The 15,849-nt window shown below is 68.6% G+C and carries 10 protein-coding genes and 2 pseudogenes; 4 read left to right on the top strand and 8 right to left on the bottom strand.

Features of this window, described 5'->3' with window-relative positions; translation table 11 throughout:
• Window positions 1-27: 27 nt before the first annotated feature.
• Window positions 28-756 (bottom strand): GntR family transcriptional regulator, encoded by a 729-nt coding sequence (locus AB0C75_RS13460; RefSeq protein ID WP_362890183.1) that lies wholly within the window; start codon window positions 754-756, stop codon window positions 28-30.
• Window positions 757-1,075: 319 nt separating this feature from the next.
• Here AB0C75_RS13460 and AB0C75_RS13455 point away from each other — a divergent pair, with 319 nt between their 5' ends.
• From AB0C75_RS13455 to AB0C75_RS13445, 3 genes are all read left to right on the top strand, one after another.
• Window positions 1,076-3,118, top strand: coding sequence for a transketolase (locus AB0C75_RS13455; protein ID WP_362890181.1), 2,043 nt, complete (start codon window positions 1,076-1,078; stop codon window positions 3,116-3,118).
• 73 nt (window positions 3,119-3,191) lie between these two features.
• A complete protein-coding gene (locus AB0C75_RS13450; RefSeq protein ID WP_362890179.1) occupies window positions 3,192-3,458 on the top strand; it encodes an HPr family phosphocarrier protein in 267 nt (88 codons plus the stop codon).
• 110 nt (window positions 3,459-3,568) lie between these two features.
• The gene (locus AB0C75_RS13445; protein ID WP_362890177.1) at window positions 3,569-4,276 is read left to right on the top strand and encodes an HAD family hydrolase; all 708 of its coding nucleotides are present in this window, start codon (window positions 3,569-3,571) and stop codon (window positions 4,274-4,276) included.
• Here the strand turns inward: AB0C75_RS13445 and AB0C75_RS13440 are convergent.
• A complete protein-coding gene (locus AB0C75_RS13440) occupies window positions 4,273-5,625 on the bottom strand; it encodes a solute carrier family 23 protein (protein ID WP_362890175.1) in 1,353 nt (450 codons plus the stop codon). The genes AB0C75_RS13445 and AB0C75_RS13440 overlap by 4 nt on opposite strands.
• Window positions 5,626-5,764: 139 nt before the next feature.
• Window positions 5,765-6,994 (bottom strand): MFS transporter, encoded by a 1,230-nt coding sequence (locus AB0C75_RS13435; RefSeq protein ID WP_362890173.1) that lies wholly within the window; start codon window positions 6,992-6,994, stop codon window positions 5,765-5,767.
• Between the two features lie 144 nt (window positions 6,995-7,138).
• On the opposite strand from AB0C75_RS13435, the gene AB0C75_RS13430 reads away from it, so the two are divergent.
• The gene (locus tag AB0C75_RS13430) at window positions 7,139-8,338 is read left to right on the top strand and encodes an ROK family transcriptional regulator (protein ID WP_362890171.1); all 1,200 of its coding nucleotides are present in this window, start codon (window positions 7,139-7,141) and stop codon (window positions 8,336-8,338) included.
• Window positions 8,339-8,390: 52 nt separating this feature from the next.
• Here AB0C75_RS13430 and AB0C75_RS13425 read toward each other — a convergent pair.
• The 5 genes and pseudogenes from AB0C75_RS13425 to AB0C75_RS13405 all read right to left on the bottom strand — a co-directional run.
• Window positions 8,391-8,650, bottom strand: a pseudogene (locus AB0C75_RS13425) (hypothetical protein); the annotation flags it as partial.
• Window positions 8,651-9,193: 543 nt separating this feature from the next.
• Complete coding sequence (locus tag AB0C75_RS13420) at window positions 9,194-13,867, bottom strand: putative T7SS-secreted protein (RefSeq protein WP_362890169.1); 4,674 nt, start codon at window positions 13,865-13,867, stop codon at window positions 9,194-9,196.
• On the bottom strand, window positions 13,867-14,514 hold the full coding sequence (locus AB0C75_RS13415) for a hypothetical protein (RefSeq protein ID WP_362890167.1): 648 nt from the start codon (window positions 14,512-14,514) through the stop codon (window positions 13,867-13,869). The genes AB0C75_RS13420 and AB0C75_RS13415 overlap by 1 nt, the downstream gene beginning before the upstream one ends.
• Window positions 14,511-15,005, bottom strand: a complete 495-nt coding sequence (locus tag AB0C75_RS13410) for an SseB family protein (protein ID WP_362890472.1) — start codon at window positions 15,003-15,005, stop codon at window positions 14,511-14,513. Before AB0C75_RS13410 ends, AB0C75_RS13415 begins: the two co-directional genes overlap by 4 nt.
• 48 nt (window positions 15,006-15,053) lie before the next feature.
• Window positions 15,054-15,540, bottom strand: a pseudogene (locus tag AB0C75_RS13405) (ATP-binding protein).
• Between the last annotated feature and the right edge of the window lie 309 nt (window positions 15,541-15,849).

Here is a 15,849-nt window from a genome sequence, read left to right as displayed (position 1 = left end):
GGTGCGGGGGAAGGCGGGCGTGGTCGACTAATCGGAGTCGGCCACGATGTCGAAGGACAGTTCCGCCGCGTGCGGCAGGAACTTCGATGTGCCGAAGATGACGGGTTTCTGCCCCGGCTCGAACACGCGCGATGTGGCCAGCAGCAGAGGTGTGTCCTCGGCCACTTCCAGCAGCTCCGCCTCCCGCGCGTCGCACCGGTGCAGTCCGACGACGATCTCGTTGCGGACGAGCAGCACGTCGTGGCGGGCCCGCAGGTGGGCGTACAGGGAGGAGGAGGTGAAGTCCGAAGTGAGGACGTCGGGGAACCGGTCCTCATCGACATAGGACTCGGCCAGGTGGTGCACCGTGCCGTTCACGCTGCGCAGCCGCTCCAGGCGGATGACCGAGGCGGCGGGACTGACACCGAGCGCGGCGGCGAGGCGGCTGCCCGCCCGTTCGCTCCGCTGCTCCGTCACCCTGGAGGTGACGGTGTGCCCCTGTCTGGTGAGCTGGGTGTGAAAGCCGGTCACCTCGTTCACGAACCGCTCACGGTGCTTGAGGTTGTAGCGAGGGTGGCTCACGAAGGTGCCACGGCCGTGCTCGCGCACCAGGTAGCCGTCCTGGACGAGTTCGTCCACGGCCCGGCGCAGCGTGATGCGGCTCACGTCGTACTCGCTGCACAGGGTGCCCTCGGCGGGCAGTCGCTCCCCCACGGGAAGGCTCTGCACACGCCGCAGGAGGTGGTCGCGCACTTGTACATACTTATGCCCGGCCATCCACGACCTCCTTGTCGGGCTTACATGTCATCGAGACATCATGATGACTACAGGACATTCGATGAGTCAATAGTAGACACCTAAACGAAATCTTCGGGTGCTCGATGCCCTTGCTGCCCTCTGTGGTCGCCACCAGCACGCTTCTGGCCTGGTGTGATGCCTCGTAGGGCCTCGATGCGACCCCCCTGGTGCCGATGCGGAGGAGTGGGTTACGTTTCCTGAAGTCATCATGACGTCATGCTCTCTGCAAGGAGTCTTCGTGGTTCTCTCAACAGCACGGTCGACACGGTCACCTGAGGATTCCCCCGCTGGGAGGCGTGTGTTCGGCGCGGCGGACACACGGGCCGTCGCTGTGGCGCGGGCCCTGGCGGTGGACGCCGTCGAGGCCGCGGGTTCAGGACACCCGGGCACGGCGCTGGCCCTCGCGCCCGTGGCGCACCTGCTGTTTCAGCGGCATGTCCGGCACGACCCGGCGGACCCCGCCTGGGAGGGCAGGGACCGCTTCGTGCTGTCCTGCGGCCATGCGAGCATCCTTCAGTACACACAGCTCCACCTGACCGGATACGGGCTGGAGTTGGACGACCTGCGCCGCTTCCGCCGGCTCGGTTCACTGACGCCCGGTCACCCCGAGTACCGGCACACCGCCGGCGTCGAGACGACAACCGGTCCGCTGGGCCAGGGTGTTGCCACCGCGGTGGGCATGGCGATGGCCCTCAAGCGGGACGAGAACCGGCTGGCCGGCGCGGACACCTCACCCGAGGGCCCCGCGGGCCGCACCGTGTGGGTGCTGTGCTCCGACGGCGACCTCCAGGAGGGCATCTCCTACGAGGCCGGCGCGCTCGCTGGCCGGCACCGCCTGGACAACCTGGTCGTCGTCTGGGACGACAACGACATCCAGATCGAGGGCCCCACCGGCCTGACGACACATGAGGACACGGCGGCCCGGTTCCGGGCGCAGGGCTGGTTCGTGCAGACGGTCGGCCTCGGTGCCGACGGCGACGTGGACACCGACGCCCTCGACCTGGCCCTCGGCGCCGCACGTGCGGAGACCGGCCGGCCCAGCTTCATCGCCCTGAAGTCGCAGATAGCCTTCCCCGCTCCGAACGCCGTCAACACGCCGGCGTCGCACGGCGCTCCGCTGGGTGCCGCCGAAGCCGCTGCGGTAAAGGAACTGCTCGGCGTCGAAGGCGAGTTCAGCGTCCCCGTGGACGTACTGCAGCACACGCGCAAAGCCCTCACGCGCGGCGCCGAACTGCACGCCGCCTGGGACAGGGAGCTGGCCCGCTGGGCGGCCGAGCACCCCGACGTCGCGCAGGCCCGCGCACATGCCGTCCAACCGCTGGACCCGGCCGCCGCCGCAGCGGTACTTCCGCACTTCGAGCCCGGGAGCACCGTCGCCCCGCGCGACGCCTCGGGCAAGGTCATCCAGGCGCTGGCAGAAGCGCTGCCCAGGCTGTGGGCCGGGTCCGCCGACCTCGGGGACAGCAACCGTACGACCATCAAGTCCGGCGGGTCGTTCCTGCCGGCGGACGACGCCGACCCTCAAGGCCCGTCGGGGCGCAACATCCACTGGGGCGTGCGCGAACACGCGATGGCGGCGGCCCTCAACGGCATCGCCCTGGTGGGGTACGACACCCCCTTCGCCGGCACCTTCCTGGTGTTCAGCGACTACCAGCGCCCCTCCCTGCGCCTCGCCGCCCTCATGAAGCTGCCCGTGGTCCACGTCTGGAGCCACGACTCCGTCGCGTTGGGCGCTGACGGCCCCACCCACCAGCCGGTCGAGCACCTCGCCGCCCTGCGTGCCATGCCGGGGCTCGCCGTGGTCCGGCCGGCCGACGCCACCGAGACCGCTGCCGCCTGGCTCAGCGCCCTGAGCTGCCGGGGTCCGGTGGGCCTTGCCCTCGCCCGACAGGGCCTGCCCGTCCTCCCGACACCGTCCGAGACGGTCCGGGAGGGGGTCGCACGTGGCGCCTACGCGGTGACGGACGCTCAAGAGAGTGCCGACGTGGTCCTGATGGCCAGCGGTAGCGAAGTCACGCTTGCCATGGCGGCGCGACGCCTTCTCGCCGAGCGCGAGATCACGGCCAGGGTCGTCTCGGTGCCCTGCCTGGACTGGTTCATGCAGCAGGACGCCGACTACCGGGACAGTGTGCTCCCGCCGTCCGTCCGCGCCCGTGTGGTCGTCGAGGCGGGAACCGCCTTCGGCTGGCACGGCCTGCTCGGTGAACACGGCCGCGCCGTGACCGTGGACGACTTCGGTACGTCGGCTCCGGCGGACGACGCCATGGCCGCGGTCGGCCTCACCGAGGACGCGGTGGTCGAGGCAGCTCTCACGTCACTCGCCGCTGCCGCCGGTCGCTGACCAGGCGTCCGCACGGGACCACTCACGTGGATCCCTGCCACACCAACACCCGTCATACAGAGGGAGACTTGCCATGCCGGAACGTACCGTCACGATCGGCGCGCGCAGCGGACTGCACGCTCGGCCCGCCACCGCCTTCGTCCGGGCGGCGGCCGAACAGAACATGCCGGTGACCATCTCGCGCGAGGGCGGCAGCCCCGTATCGGCCAACAGCCTGCTGTCGGTACTGGCGCTGGGGGCCGGGCACGGCGACGCGGTCACCCTGGCTGCCGAGGGAGAGGGCGCGGCGGACGCGCTGGACACGTTGGCCGCGCTGCTGCTCCAGGACCACGACGTCTGAGGCGTGTTCCGAAGGTCCCGCCTGCCCGGCACTCCGCAGAACCGCTCCGCCCGCCGCGCCCCTGGACGCGGCGGGCGGCCGTCGAACGCACCGCATCACGAAGCGAGGCAATGTTGAACACGCATGCGCAGATCGCGTTGAGAAACGCCCAGCTTGTCATCTTCGACTGCGACGGCGTCCTGGTGGACACCGAACGCATCGGCCCCGAAGTCGTGGCGGCCATGGCCACGGAGGCCGGCTGGCCCCTGAGCCCCGCAGAGGTACGCCGCCGGTTCCTGGGTCGCCCCGAGAGCTACCTCTACGAACAGATACGCGGCCACGCCACCGCTCCCGTCGGCCCGGAGTGGCTGACCGAGTACCGCACGAGGTTCCGTGACGCGTTCGCCGCGCGGCCACGGACGATGCCCGGCGTGGGCGAGTTGCTGGATCACCTCGACGCGCGAGGCCTGCCCTACTGCGTCGCTTCGAGCGGCAGTCACGAGCGCATAGCGCACTCGCTGTCGGTCACCGCGCTCCAGGACCGGTTCGCCGGGCGCGTCTACAGCGCCGATGACGTGTCCCTCGGCAAGCCGGCGCCCGACCTGTTCCTGCACGCGGCCCGGGCGATGGGTCACCCGCCGGAACGATGCCTGGTGATCGAGGACAGTCCGGCGGGCGTGGACGCGGCGCTCGCCGCGGCGATGCGGGTCGTCGGCTACACCGGAGGCCCCACCGAGGCCGACGCGCTGGCACATGCGGATCTGGGAGTCATCTCATCCATGACCCAGCTGGTGGCGGCCTCGTCGCACGACCTCGACGCGGGAAACGAAATTCCCTAGTGCCCGGGCTCGCCGGGCCCGGTCTTCATATGGGCAGGCGCCAGGGCGCGAAGGGCGTGATAGCCGGTGATCACCACGAGCGTGCCCAGCGCGATGCCGCTCAGCTCGAAGTTGTCGGTGATCTTCAGGCTGACGCCGCCGACGCCGATGATGATGCCCGCTGCGGCCGGCACGAGGTTGAGGGGACTGCGCAGGTCCACACCGGCGTTCAGCCAGATCTGGGCGCCCAGCAGGCCGATCATGCCATAGAGGATGACCGTGATCCCGCCGAGCACCCCACCGGGGATCGCGGCGACGACCGCGCCGAACTTCGGGCAGAGACCGAAGAGCAGAGCGAAGCAGGCCGCGGCCCAGTAGGCGGCCGTGGAGTAGACCCGGGTCGCCGCCATCACCCCGATGTTCTCGGAGTACGTGGTGTTCGGCGGGCCGCCGACTGCCGTGGACAGCATCGAGGCGGCGCCGTCGGCGGCGATGGCGGTGCCCAGCTTGTCGTCGAGCGAGTCGCCGGTCATCTCGCCGACGGCCTTCACATGCCCGGCGTTCTCGGCGATCAGCGCGATGACGACCGGCAGCGCGACGAGGATCGCTGACCACTGGAAGCTGGGTGCGTGGAAGGACGGCAGCCCGATCCAGTCCGCGTCCGCCACGGCCGACAGGTCCAGCCGCCAGTGGTCGACGGCCGCGGCGCCGCCGGCCGGGGAGTGGATCTTCCCGAAGACCAGGTCGAGGACCCAGGACAGGACGTACCCGAAGACCAGCCCGAGAAAGATCGCGATGCGCGAGAAGAACCCGCGCAGGCAGACCACGGCAAGACCGGTGAACAGCATCACCAGCAGGGCCGTCCACTGGTCCTGGGGCCAGTACGTCGACGCGGTGACGGGTGCCAGGTTGAAGCCGATCAGCATCACGACGGCGCCGGTCACCACGGGGGGCATCGCCGCGTGGATGATCCGCGCGCCGAACCGCTGCACCATGAGCCCCACCAGGAACAGCACGGCACCGACCACGAGGACCGCGCCCGTGACCGTGGCGCTGCTGCCCCCACTGGCCCGGATCGTGGCGGCCACTCCCACGAAGGAGAGCGAGCACCCCAGATAGCTGGGCACCCGGCCCCGCGTCGCGAGCAGGAAGATGGCGGTGGCGACACCGGACATCATGATGGCGAGGTTCGGGTCGAGGCCCATCAGGACGGGCGCCACGAAGGACGCGCCGAACATCGCCACCACGTGCTGGGCGCCCAGGCCGAACGTACGGGGCCAGGAGAGCCGCTCGTCGGGACGCACGACGGCTCCCGGGGCGGGAGTCTTTCCGTCGCCGTGCAAGGTCCAGCGCACGCCGAGGCCGCCCATGGTCGCTCCCTGATTGATGTCTGCGGTACGCCCTGGGGGTCCATCCGCGGAAAAAGATCAGGCCCATGGTAGACGGGCCGGCGCGGTGGACCGCGCCCGGCCGTCAGTCTCGCGCCGGCCGTCAGTTTCCCGCCGGGCGTCAGTCTCCCGCCGGGCTTCTGGACGGGGCCGGCTGCGGGACGCTGCCCTCGGCGACCTTGCGGTCACCGGCCCGCAGTACCTGCGCGCCCAGGACCAGCCCGAACGCCAGCACCGTCACCAGGCCGAACGACACGAGCAGCGAGGTCGCCTCCGCCAGGGAGCCGATCGCGGACGGGGCGATGAGTCCGGAGGTGTACGTGATGGTGGCGACACCCGCGATGGCCCGGCTCGGGTTCGTGCCGCTGCGCCCGGCCGCGGCGAACGCCAGGGGGACGACGACCGCCACACCGAGGCCCATCAGCCCGAAGCCGCAGAGCGCGAGGGCCGGGCCGGGGGCCAGGACCACGAGCAGTCCGCCGGCCGTGGCCAGGACGCCTCCGACGCGTACGGTCCGTACCGCTCCGAAGCGGTCGACGATCTTGTCGCCCGCGATCCGGGCGATGGCCATCGTGAGGGCGAACGCCGTGGTCGAGGCCGCGGCGAGCCCGGCCGAACTCCCCATGATGTCCTTGAGATAGACGGCCGACCAGTCCAGGCTGGCCCCCTCGGCGAACACCGCGCAGAAGCCCACCGCTCCGATGACCAGCGCCGACTTCGGCGGCAGGGTGAAGCGCGGCGGCGGCTCCGCGTCGGGCGCGCTGCGCAGGTCGAGGACGCCCTGGCAGGCGGCCAGGCCGAGCGCCGTGAGCACCAGTGCGGCCAGGGTGTGGTGCAGCCTGGCGTCGGCTCCGATGTGCGCCGCGACGGTGCCCGCCGCCGAACCGGTCAGGGCGCCCACGCTCCACATACCGTGCAGCCCGGACATGATCGACTTGTCGAGCCGGTTCTCCACCTCGACACCGAGCGCGTTCATCGCCACGTCCGACATTCCCGCGCACGCCCCGTACACGAACAGCGCGAGGCAGAGCGTGAGCAGATTCGGGGCCAGAGCCGGCAGGACGAGCGCCAGGGTCCACAGCGCCAGCAGCCCGCGCAGGGCCGTTCTGGCGCCGAAGCGGTGACTGACGCTGCCCGCCAACGGCATCGCCAGCGACGCGCCGATGGCGGGGAAGGCGAGGGCCAGACCGAGCTGGCCGGCGCTCACCGAGGCATGGTCCTGGATCCAGGGGACCCGGGTGGCGAAGCTGCCGGTCACGGCCCCGTGCACGGCGAAGACCGCGGCGACCGCGTACCTGGCCCGTCTGATCCGGTCCATGCCGAAGACGGGGACCGCTGGATCCTCTGTCATACGCCGTGCCCTCCCCTGGAATTCCGGCCCGCCGCCGGTGTCCCGGCGCCGCGTCGCGCAGTGCAGGAGCGTAAACTATCAGGAACCCTGCCTGATAAATAACCCATGGGCGGCGGTCCATCAGCGATCTGGAAGGATCCCGGCATGCCCGCATCCCCGAGCACCGCCCGGGCCATCAACGACCGGCTCGCCCTGCGGCTCCTCCAGCAGGACGGCCCGCTGACGGCCACTCAGCTGAAGGCCCTGACCGGCCTGTCCCGCCCTACGGTCGCCGATCTGGTGGACCGGCTCCAGGACGCCGGCCTGGTCCGGGTCGTCGGGGAGAGCGGCGCGGCCCGCCGCGGACCCAACGCCAGGCTGTACGGGATCGTCGCCGACCGGGCCCACCTCGCAGCCCTCGACGTACGCACGGACAGCGTCGCCGTGGTCGTGGCTGATCTGCTCGGCACCACGCTCGCCGAGGCCACCCTGCCGATAGGCGGCGACACCGGGACGCGGCCCGCCGTCGAGCGCGCCGTGGCGATGCTGGAGCGCACCGCCCGTACGGCGGGCACCGCCCCGCTGCACAGCGTCGGCATCGGGGCCCCCGGCCTGATCGACCCGGTCACCGGCGAGCTCAGGAACACCGCGGGGCTCCCCGCCTGGCACGGGGGCCTGGTCAGGGAGCTCCAGCAGCGGCTCCCCGCCACCGTCCTCGTGGAGAACGAGACCAACCTCGCCGCCGTCGCGGAACACCGCATCGGAGCCGCCCAGGACCGCGACACCTTCGTACTGCTCTGGCTCGGCCACGGCATCGGCGCCGCCGTGATGCTCGACGGGAAGCTGCGCCGCGGCGCCTCGGGCGGCGCAGGGGAGATCGGCTTCCTGCCGGTGCCCGGCACCTCCGGGGTCCCGTCGGCGGTCAACTGCGAGGGAGGCTTCCACTCCCTGGCGGGTTCGGCCGCCGTCTGCAGGCTGGCCGAGGAACACGGCATCGCCGCATGGGACCCCACGGCCGGCGCCGCGCAGGAGCAGGACCCCGCCGCCGCGTACGCCGTCCGGGCCGCGCTGCGCGCCGAGGGCGGGGGAGTCGAGGCCTTCCTGGCAGCGCTCGCCGACCGGCTGGCGCTCGGAGCCGCCGCAGTCGTCTCCGTCCTCGACCCCGGCTGCCTGGTCCTCGCCGGCGAGGTCGGCCGCGCCGGCGGCGAAGCGCTCGCCGCGCGGGTGGAGGAGCGACTGGCCCGGATGTCCCCGCTGCGCACGGAGGTCAGGGCGGGGACACTGGGCGGCGGCGCGGTCCTGAGCGGCGCGCTGTACGCGGCGCGCGAGGCCGCGCAGGAGGCGCTGTTCGGCGCGGGGGGATGAGGGGGCTGGCGGGGGCGGGTGCACTTTTCGATTCACGCTTGGGAGGGCTCCGCGCAGCGATCCCGAGGTCGAGGACCTCCACCGTCCTGTCCTGCGCGACCAGGATGTTTCCCGGCTTGAGGTCATGGTGGATGACGGGCACCTCGTGGGCGTACGACGACACGGTGCGACCAGCGCGGGCCTGCCGCCGGACCATCTTCACGGCGGCGGGCGGTCCAGCAGGGCGTCGGAACCACGCCACATGTCGCCCATGCCGCCGCTGTTGAGCTCCTCCATGAGTTCGTACCGCCCGGCGATCGGCTGCTCCGGCACTTGCCCCGTTTGTGCGTGCGCTGGTGGCCGACGCGTGTTGGTGTGCGGACCCGACATGGTGCGGCAAGTTGCTCCGGGCGGCGATCGTGAGTCCAGCGAAGCTGGGGGCGCGTACTTTTCGGTCCTGGAGGAAGAGCGCCTGGTCGTCAATAGACCAAGCTCCTGGTGGGCGTGGACGATCTTGGCCCGAAGCCTGCCCACCAGGAGATTCGTCGTTACGCAGAGCTGCCAGACTCGAAGTCAACATGCCGAGGTCCGACAAGCTCACTCAGCGCTCGCGAGTAGCGTCTTCCCGCAGTGTCCTTGCAATTTCAATATCTTGCTGAAGTGCACTGAGGCGTGGAGGTGTTCTCGAGTCGTCGAGGACAACGGCGTGGAGGCGTTCGCCGACCTGCGGGGAGGAAGTACCCGCAGAATGCCAGGACGGATGCTTCACCTGGTCGATGAATCCGGTAGCGCTGGAGCCAACTACTTTGGCTATTGAACCGACAGGTGCTACTGCCGTGATGATCACGTCGACCTCTTGGTTATTGATTAGATTCATTAAGGGCCTCCAAAGATTGGTTCCCAAGATCTATTGCGAGTCAATTCGTTAAATCTTTCTAGCTTGTCAACTGGTATCGGGAATTCAATTCGAACGGCCCCGCCGGGGCCATTCCTGTCGTGCACTTTGGCGTATTCTGCAAACTCGGAAAGGAATGATGGGTGCATGTCGTATCGCACAACTCCCTTGGCGAAATTGATGCCATTAGGTCCCGCGTACTCCGCTGCAACACCACGTTCGCCGAAATATATCTTGCCGTCGGACAGGATGCCGCCGCCAATGTCTACCCCCGGAACGTGGTTCGCCGGATTTGGCCCGTGGTCGAGTTCATACTGAGCGTCCACTGCTTTGGGTGCACGGTAGATGGGGACTGAGTCCGAATAATCGGTGGGGGCGAGGCCGAGTGCATCAGTCCAGGTTGCCGGATTGTGGACGTAGGTATTCGCGTTGAGGGCAGGCGTGATGCCTAATGGGTCTGGCGTGAGGTATCGGGCGGTTTCAGGGTCGTACGTGCGGAAATAATTGTAGTGGAATCCGGTTTCCGCATCAAATTGCTGACCGGGGAATCGGAGGGGAGTGAAAGTTGAACTCGACCTTTTCCATGTTGTAGCGCCCCACAGGGTGCTGCGGGTACGCCATGCAAGATTACCCGACTCATCAACGAGCTCGGCGGGGGTTCCGACGAGATCGGTGATGATGGAGAAGAAGCGCTCATCAACGGTTTCTTGTAGATTGTCAGCGGATAGGGCGCGTTCAAGCTGCGCCAGCGGACGCAGTCCCTGATGTTCCCACGTCAAAGCGATCGGGTGCGGAAGGCCCTCGCTTCTGGTGACCTGCTCGCAGACAGCTGTCCCATCCCAGGTGAATGTGGTTTGTTCCGAAGGGATGAGGCTGCCGGTAGTGAAGCAGCGCTTGTCGACGCGTCGCCCCAATGGGTCGTACCGGTAGCGCCAGACCGCCCCGTCAGGCGTGGTCACCGAGCGCATGCGGTTCTCGGCGTCCCACTCGTATCGCCAGGTATCCGGTTTCCTGGACAGCCGGACTTTCTGGCGGAGAGTTACGCGACCGAGTGCGTCGTGTTCGTACCGGATATCGCCCGCGCGTGTGATCGCGGTGCCGGAGTAAGTGCGAGAGCCGGTCGCCTTTTTGCCGGGATGTGTCGCCGGCCATGAGGCTTCGGTCTGGTTGCCAGCCGAATCATAGGTGTAGCGTTCCGTCCAATTCGGCGCCTGGACACTGGTGACACGGCCGGCCGGATCGAGGTCGTAGATCTTCGTACCAGCCAGTTGGTCGGTGAGTCCGGTGAGGTGACCGTCGGCGCGGTAAGCGTAGTCACGGCGTTGGATGCCGCGGCCTGCCCCGGTGATCTCTTGGGTGGTGAGGCGGCCCATCGGGTCGAACCGTGAAGTCAGACTGACGCTGTCGCCGATGTGGCGGCCGACCTCCCTGCCCGCCGCATCGTGTTCGAAGGTGAGGACGCGGCCGGAAGTGGTGAGTGAGGTGCCCCGTCCTGCGGCATCGTAGGTCCAGGTGCTGGCCGCGCCGCTCGGGGTGGTGCGGCCGATGCGTCGTCCGAGCCGGTCGTACTCATAAGTCATCGTCCGGCCGTTGACGGTCTCGGACTTGAGACGTCCGTGGCGGTCGTGGAGGTAGGTGATGGTGGCGTCCGCGTTGACAACCCTGGCGAGCTTGTCGGAGAAGTCGTAGGAGAGGCTCGTGATTGAGCCTGCGGCGTTCTTGGATACGACTCGGTCCAGGCTGTCCCGCTCGTAGTGGATGGTCCGGCCGAGGGCATCGGTGCGCGTGGTCAGACGGCCTGCCGCGTCGCGGTGGTAGGAAAGTGTGCGGTTGTCGAAGTCTGTTTCGGTGGCGAGAAGCCCGGCGGCGTCGTAGGTGTAGTTCCAGGTCAGGCCCTGGGGATTGAGGACCTGTGTAAGACGGAGTTCGTGGTCATGGGTGAACTCGTAGCGCACGCCGTCCGGCCCGGTACGGGCGGTCATGAGGTCGAAGTGCGTGTATTCGAAGTGGGAGGTGCCTCCCATGGCATCGGTGTGGGTGAGGCAGTTGCCCTCGCCGTCGTACGTCCAGAACTGTGTGGTGCCGTCCGCATCGGTACGGCGGGACAGTTTGCCTTCGACGGTCCATTGGAGGTGGGTGACCGCGCCAAGGGGATCAGTGAGCATGACAGGACGACCGAAGGCGTCTCTCGTGATCTTGGACGTTGCGCCGAGCGGGTCCGCAATCTCGACGGGCAGGCCGGCAGGGTTGCTGCGGATGTGAGTTGTATGTCCGAGGCCGTCCGTCACCGAAGTCGCGTGGCCGGCCGCGTTGTAGGTCGTCCGTGTCACGGTGCCGGACGGGCCGATGACGGCGAGACGGTTTCCGCGCTCGTCCCACTCCTGTCGGACGACGGTCCGGTCGGGGTTGGTGACACGGATCGGCAGCCTCAGGTCGTTGTACTGGGCGGACGTTTGCCGGCCGTCCGGTCGGACCGCGCAGGTCAGCTGGCCTGACTCGTCGTACTCGAAGCGGTTGGTGCGGCCGAGTGGGTCCGTCCGGGACAGCAGGCGGTTGTAGCGGTCGCGTTCGAAGCGCGTTGTGGCGCCCAGCGGATCGGTCTCGGAAACCACTTGGCAGTTGTCAGTGACGACGTAGCGGTGGACGGCCCCGCTGCTGTTGGTGACAGTCGTGACGCGCATCCCGGTCTCGGGATCCGTGTCGTCGTAGTCCAGGCGGAGGGCCATGTGACCTGCGGCTCCGCCTTCGGCTATGCACCGGTCCTGGTCGTCGTAGGCGTATTCGTATCGGCTGTCGTTGGTGTCGGTCCAGGACGTGACCCGACCACAGTGGTCGTAGGCGAACCGAAGTGGGAGTCCTGAGGAGTTGACGACCTCGGTGAGATGGCCTTCGGTGTAGCGGTAGCGGAGGATTTCCTGGTCGGAACCGTTCTGGGCGGCCCCTACGAGGTGGAGTGCGGTGATCCGGTCTTCGCTCGTGGTGAGCTTGAGGTGATAGCCGGCACCGTGGATGATCCCGGACGGAGCTCCGGTCTCTTCGTCGTACTCGAACTGGATCCAGTTGCCATTGCGGTCGTCGATCTGCACGAGCAGCGCGACCGTCCCGGAAAGCGGGCTGAAGTGCCGTATTCGGCCGCTGTCCGGATCAGTGATCGTGTAGTGGCCCGTGGCGTCCACGTCGAGGGGCCAGCGGGGGCCGTGGCTCGGCATGACCGGCACGCCTGGTGCGGGGTGTGGGTAGGAGAGCAGCAGGCCGTCCTCGCATACGAAGACGATGCCCTGGGAGTCGATCTCCAGCCGTTGGTCTGCCGTGGAGGACCATGAGGGACCGAACCAGCGCCCTGCACGGTAGTTGGAGGCGACCCGGCGGCGGAAGATCAACGGGAGTGTTCCCGGGAGAGCGATGTCTGTCTGCGGCAGGTACATCGTCCCGGTAGCCAGATCGACCGGATCGGTGGGGTCCTTCTCCACACCCTTGTCCGGCTTCGAGGTCTTCGCCGGATTCTCTACACTCCTCCGGGCAGCACTCTCTGCCCCGTCCTTCAGTCCATGGCGAGCGAGCCCCTTGATCAGGCCGCCGCCCTTTGTGCCGATGAGTTCGGGGACGAGGCGGCCGAGGAATTCGGAGGGGTCGCCCTTGGCCGCGTCCCAGGCGTTCTTCAGCGCGCGGTCGGGGTTCGCGGCGGTGGACGCGAGGCCGGCGAGCGTCATGTTGACGCCCTTGTAGTACTCGGCCGGGTGCGTCAGGTTGTACGGGTCTTGCGGATTGACCGAGCGGACGAAATTCACCAGTCCCGCGGTGCCCTTGATGACGCCGCCGCCGAAGTGGGCCAGTTCCATGCCCTGGCCGACCCCGTAGTCGATCAACTCCTGCTTGGCCCGGTCCAGGCCTGTCGGCTCCTTCGGGGCGTGCGCCATCGCGGCGGTGATCGCACCCTTGGCCGTCTCGGCCGCGTCGTCACGTGCCCGCCGGGCGCGCTGAAGAATCTCCTGCGCGTGCCGGCGCTTGGCTGCTCCCGGGTCGGAGAACTCTCCCGGGTGCGGGAGGGGGTGGTCGGTGTTGCGGACCGCGTTGTACGCCTCGGCCTTCTCCTTGAAGGCGGCTGCCGCAGTCTCGTAGTCCTGCTTGCCCTCTTTGTAGAGAGCGATCGCCTCGCCCGCCTTGGCCTGCGCGCTGGTGACCGCCCCCGCGTACGTCTCCAGGGCCTTGGCCGCATCCTCGAACGCGTCCGCCGCACGCAGCCAGTCGGTGGGCAGCGTCTGGAACTTGGCGCGGAAGGCGTCGGCGGCCTCGCCCTTCCAGTGACCGGAGTCGAGCTTCTTCATCCCGCTGCCGACGAGATCGAACGCCTTCTGGAAGTCCTGGAGGTTCTTCACCGCCGTGCTGATCTTCTCCGGGCGCCCGTGGATCAGCTCGTCGGCTTCCTCGCTATGACCGAGCTGCTGCTCCCTGACGTCCGCGCCCAGCGAAGACGCGGTCTCGTCGCCCCAGTCCTCGACCTTGTCGGCCCACTGGTCGGCACCGACCTTCTCCAGACCCGAGCCGAGCACATCGGTGCCCACGTCGATCCCCGTGCCGACGACCTTCTTGCCCTTGTCGTAAAGATCGCCCGCACCGTCGTACAGATCCCCGGCGAACCCCCTCCAGTCCACCATCAGTGACTCTCCCCCCACCGCGGCTCTTCAGCCTGATCGAGGATCTCCTGGGAGGGATCGAGCTGCTCCTTCAGCCGCTCATCCGTCGCGTCCCGCACTGTCGGATCGAGTAGCCCGTTGCGTTCCATCGAGTCGAGCAGGGCGTCGTCCACGTCGTAGGCGGTGTCCTTCCAGGTCTGTTTCACCTCGGCCTGGGCGGTGTCCCACGACTCGCGGCTGTAGTCCGCGTTGTCGAAGGCGGACTGGGTGCTGATCGTGTCCCAGCTCATCCCCTTGACGTCGTCCTCGGAGGCATGCGGGTTGCCGTTCAGGGAGTTCACGCCGATCTTGATCGAGTCCTTGACGTACTGCTCCTGCTCCGCGAAGGAACCCGCCGACAGTCCGACACCAAGAGCGAAGCCGTTCCCCTTCTGGGTCAGGGCCCGTACACCCCACTCCCAGCGGTCGCAAAACGTCTTGAACTCCGATGTCAGCCCGCCGTGCCCCAACTCCAGCCCCGACAACGCCAGATCCGAGAACCCACGGCCCACCGACGCCTCGCCGATGAACCCGAGTTCCTTCAACTCCGCGTGCGCCAGATCGATCCCCTTCGCGATCTCGGCCAACGCCTCCGGCGGAACCTGAAGATCCCCGATTTCCCCGCTCACTGCATCCCCCCGAGATCCACCGCAACCGCGTCCGGCACGATGCCCGCCACCGGCGGGAACAACATCCCGCCGGCCGTACTGCCCGCATCCAGCGCCACCCCAGCAGGGCCTGGCAGCAGAGGCACCATCACATCCAGCAACCGCGCACCCAGAATGGCCTGATACGTCCACTCCCGCCCGGCTTCACCCCGGGCGAGCGCGAACCGGGCCAGCGCCTCCTCGTCCGAGAAGGCGCAGATCCAGCGGACGCCGTTCTGCTCCGCCGACCACAGGTCACCGGCCTCGTCCAGCGGCACCAACACCGCCGTACGTCTGAACTCACCCAGCAGCACTGCAAACTCGCGGCGGGCCGCACGCGCCTGGTCCTGTTCGGCCTCTGCCGACGTCATAGGGGGAGTTCGCTCGGGGGGCGGCCCGGAAAGATCATCCAGGTCCGCCAGCCGTGACCGCCTACGCTGCTGCTCCGGTATCCCGTCCCCACCCGTGGTCATGCGCAGGATCATCACACGCACGGATTTTCGAGTGCAACGTGACCGCGCCTACTGGCTGGATCCTGATGCTTCGAGCGCGGGGAGCACTTCCAGGACCGCCCACACCGTCTTGCCCGGCCCGTCCGCGCAGGGATACCAGCCCCAGCGGTCGGAGAGGGCTGCGACCAGTAGGAGGCCGCGACCGCCCTCCTGGTCGGGCGAGGCTGGGTCAGTGGGGGAGGGGAGGCGTTCGCCCCGGGTGTCGGTGACCTCGATGCGGATGGCCGTGCCTTCGGCGGACAGGCGGAGGCGGAAGTCGCGGCCGGACACTTGACCGTGGCGCACGGCGTTGCTGCTGAGTTCGGCAACCGTCAGCGTCGTGCGCGTCGCTCCCGTACGGGATGCCCCAGGTGTCGAGGCGTTCACCGGCCAGGTGACGTGCAAGGCGGGCGCCCCGCGGGGTGGAACTGAAACGCATCGTGAAGTGGTGCCAGGGGAAACGGGTGCGAGGGGTACGGGCCGGGCGTACAGGAAGGGGCGGTTGCGTGCTGGTCATGCCTCAACGGTGCTCCGCTGTTGCCCTACGTGACCAGAGGTGACGCGCTGTCGTGGGGTGGCTGTACGTGGCGTGTGCAGGGCCTGTACGCGCGAGGAGCAGCGGCAACCCGAGGACAGTTGACTTGGGGCTTGGCCTGCGCCGACGGTCGCGGCCCCGGGGCGTCCCGTCGGTTCCGTCGGTCCCGTCGGTCCCGTCGGTTCCGTGAAGCTTGCGTCGGCGCTCCCCTTCTTCCTGGCATGGCCGACCCTGGCCGGGTCAGGGCGGGCGGGTCAGGTCGCGGAGCTGTCCGACCAGTGCGTGTACGTC

It is taken from the genome of Streptomyces sp. NPDC048565 (genome assembly GCF_040650935.1).
Classification (GTDB): domain Bacteria; phylum Actinomycetota; class Actinomycetes; order Streptomycetales; family Streptomycetaceae; genus Streptomyces.
This window is presented reverse-complemented; position numbering and strand designations above follow the sequence as displayed.

Bases quoted from the DNA above. Each gene is read 5' to 3' on its own strand.
- AB0C75_RS13445 (WP_362890177.1), top strand. From the start codon at position 3,569: ATGTTGAACACGCATGCGCAGATCGCGTTGAGAAACGCCCAGCTTGTC.
- AB0C75_RS13420 (WP_362890169.1), bottom strand. From the start codon at position 13,867: ATGGTGGACTGGAGGGGGTTCGCCGGGGATCTGTACGACGGTGCGGGC.
- AB0C75_RS13410 (WP_362890472.1), bottom strand. From the start codon at position 15,005: ATGACCACGGGTGGGGACGGGATACCGGAGCAGCAGCGTAGGCGGTCA.
- AB0C75_RS13450 (WP_362890179.1), top strand. From the start codon at position 3,192: ATGCCGGAACGTACCGTCACGATCGGCGCGCGCAGCGGACTGCACGCT.
- AB0C75_RS13435 (WP_362890173.1), bottom strand. From the start codon at position 6,994: ATGACAGAGGATCCAGCGGTCCCCGTCTTCGGCATGGACCGGATCAGA.
- AB0C75_RS13460 (WP_362890183.1), bottom strand. From the start codon at position 756: ATGGCCGGGCATAAGTATGTACAAGTGCGCGACCACCTCCTGCGGCGT.
- AB0C75_RS13440 (WP_362890175.1), bottom strand. From the start codon at position 5,625: ATGGGCGGCCTCGGCGTGCGCTGGACCTTGCACGGCGACGGAAAGACT.
- AB0C75_RS13430 (WP_362890171.1), top strand. From the start codon at position 7,139: ATGCCCGCATCCCCGAGCACCGCCCGGGCCATCAACGACCGGCTCGCC.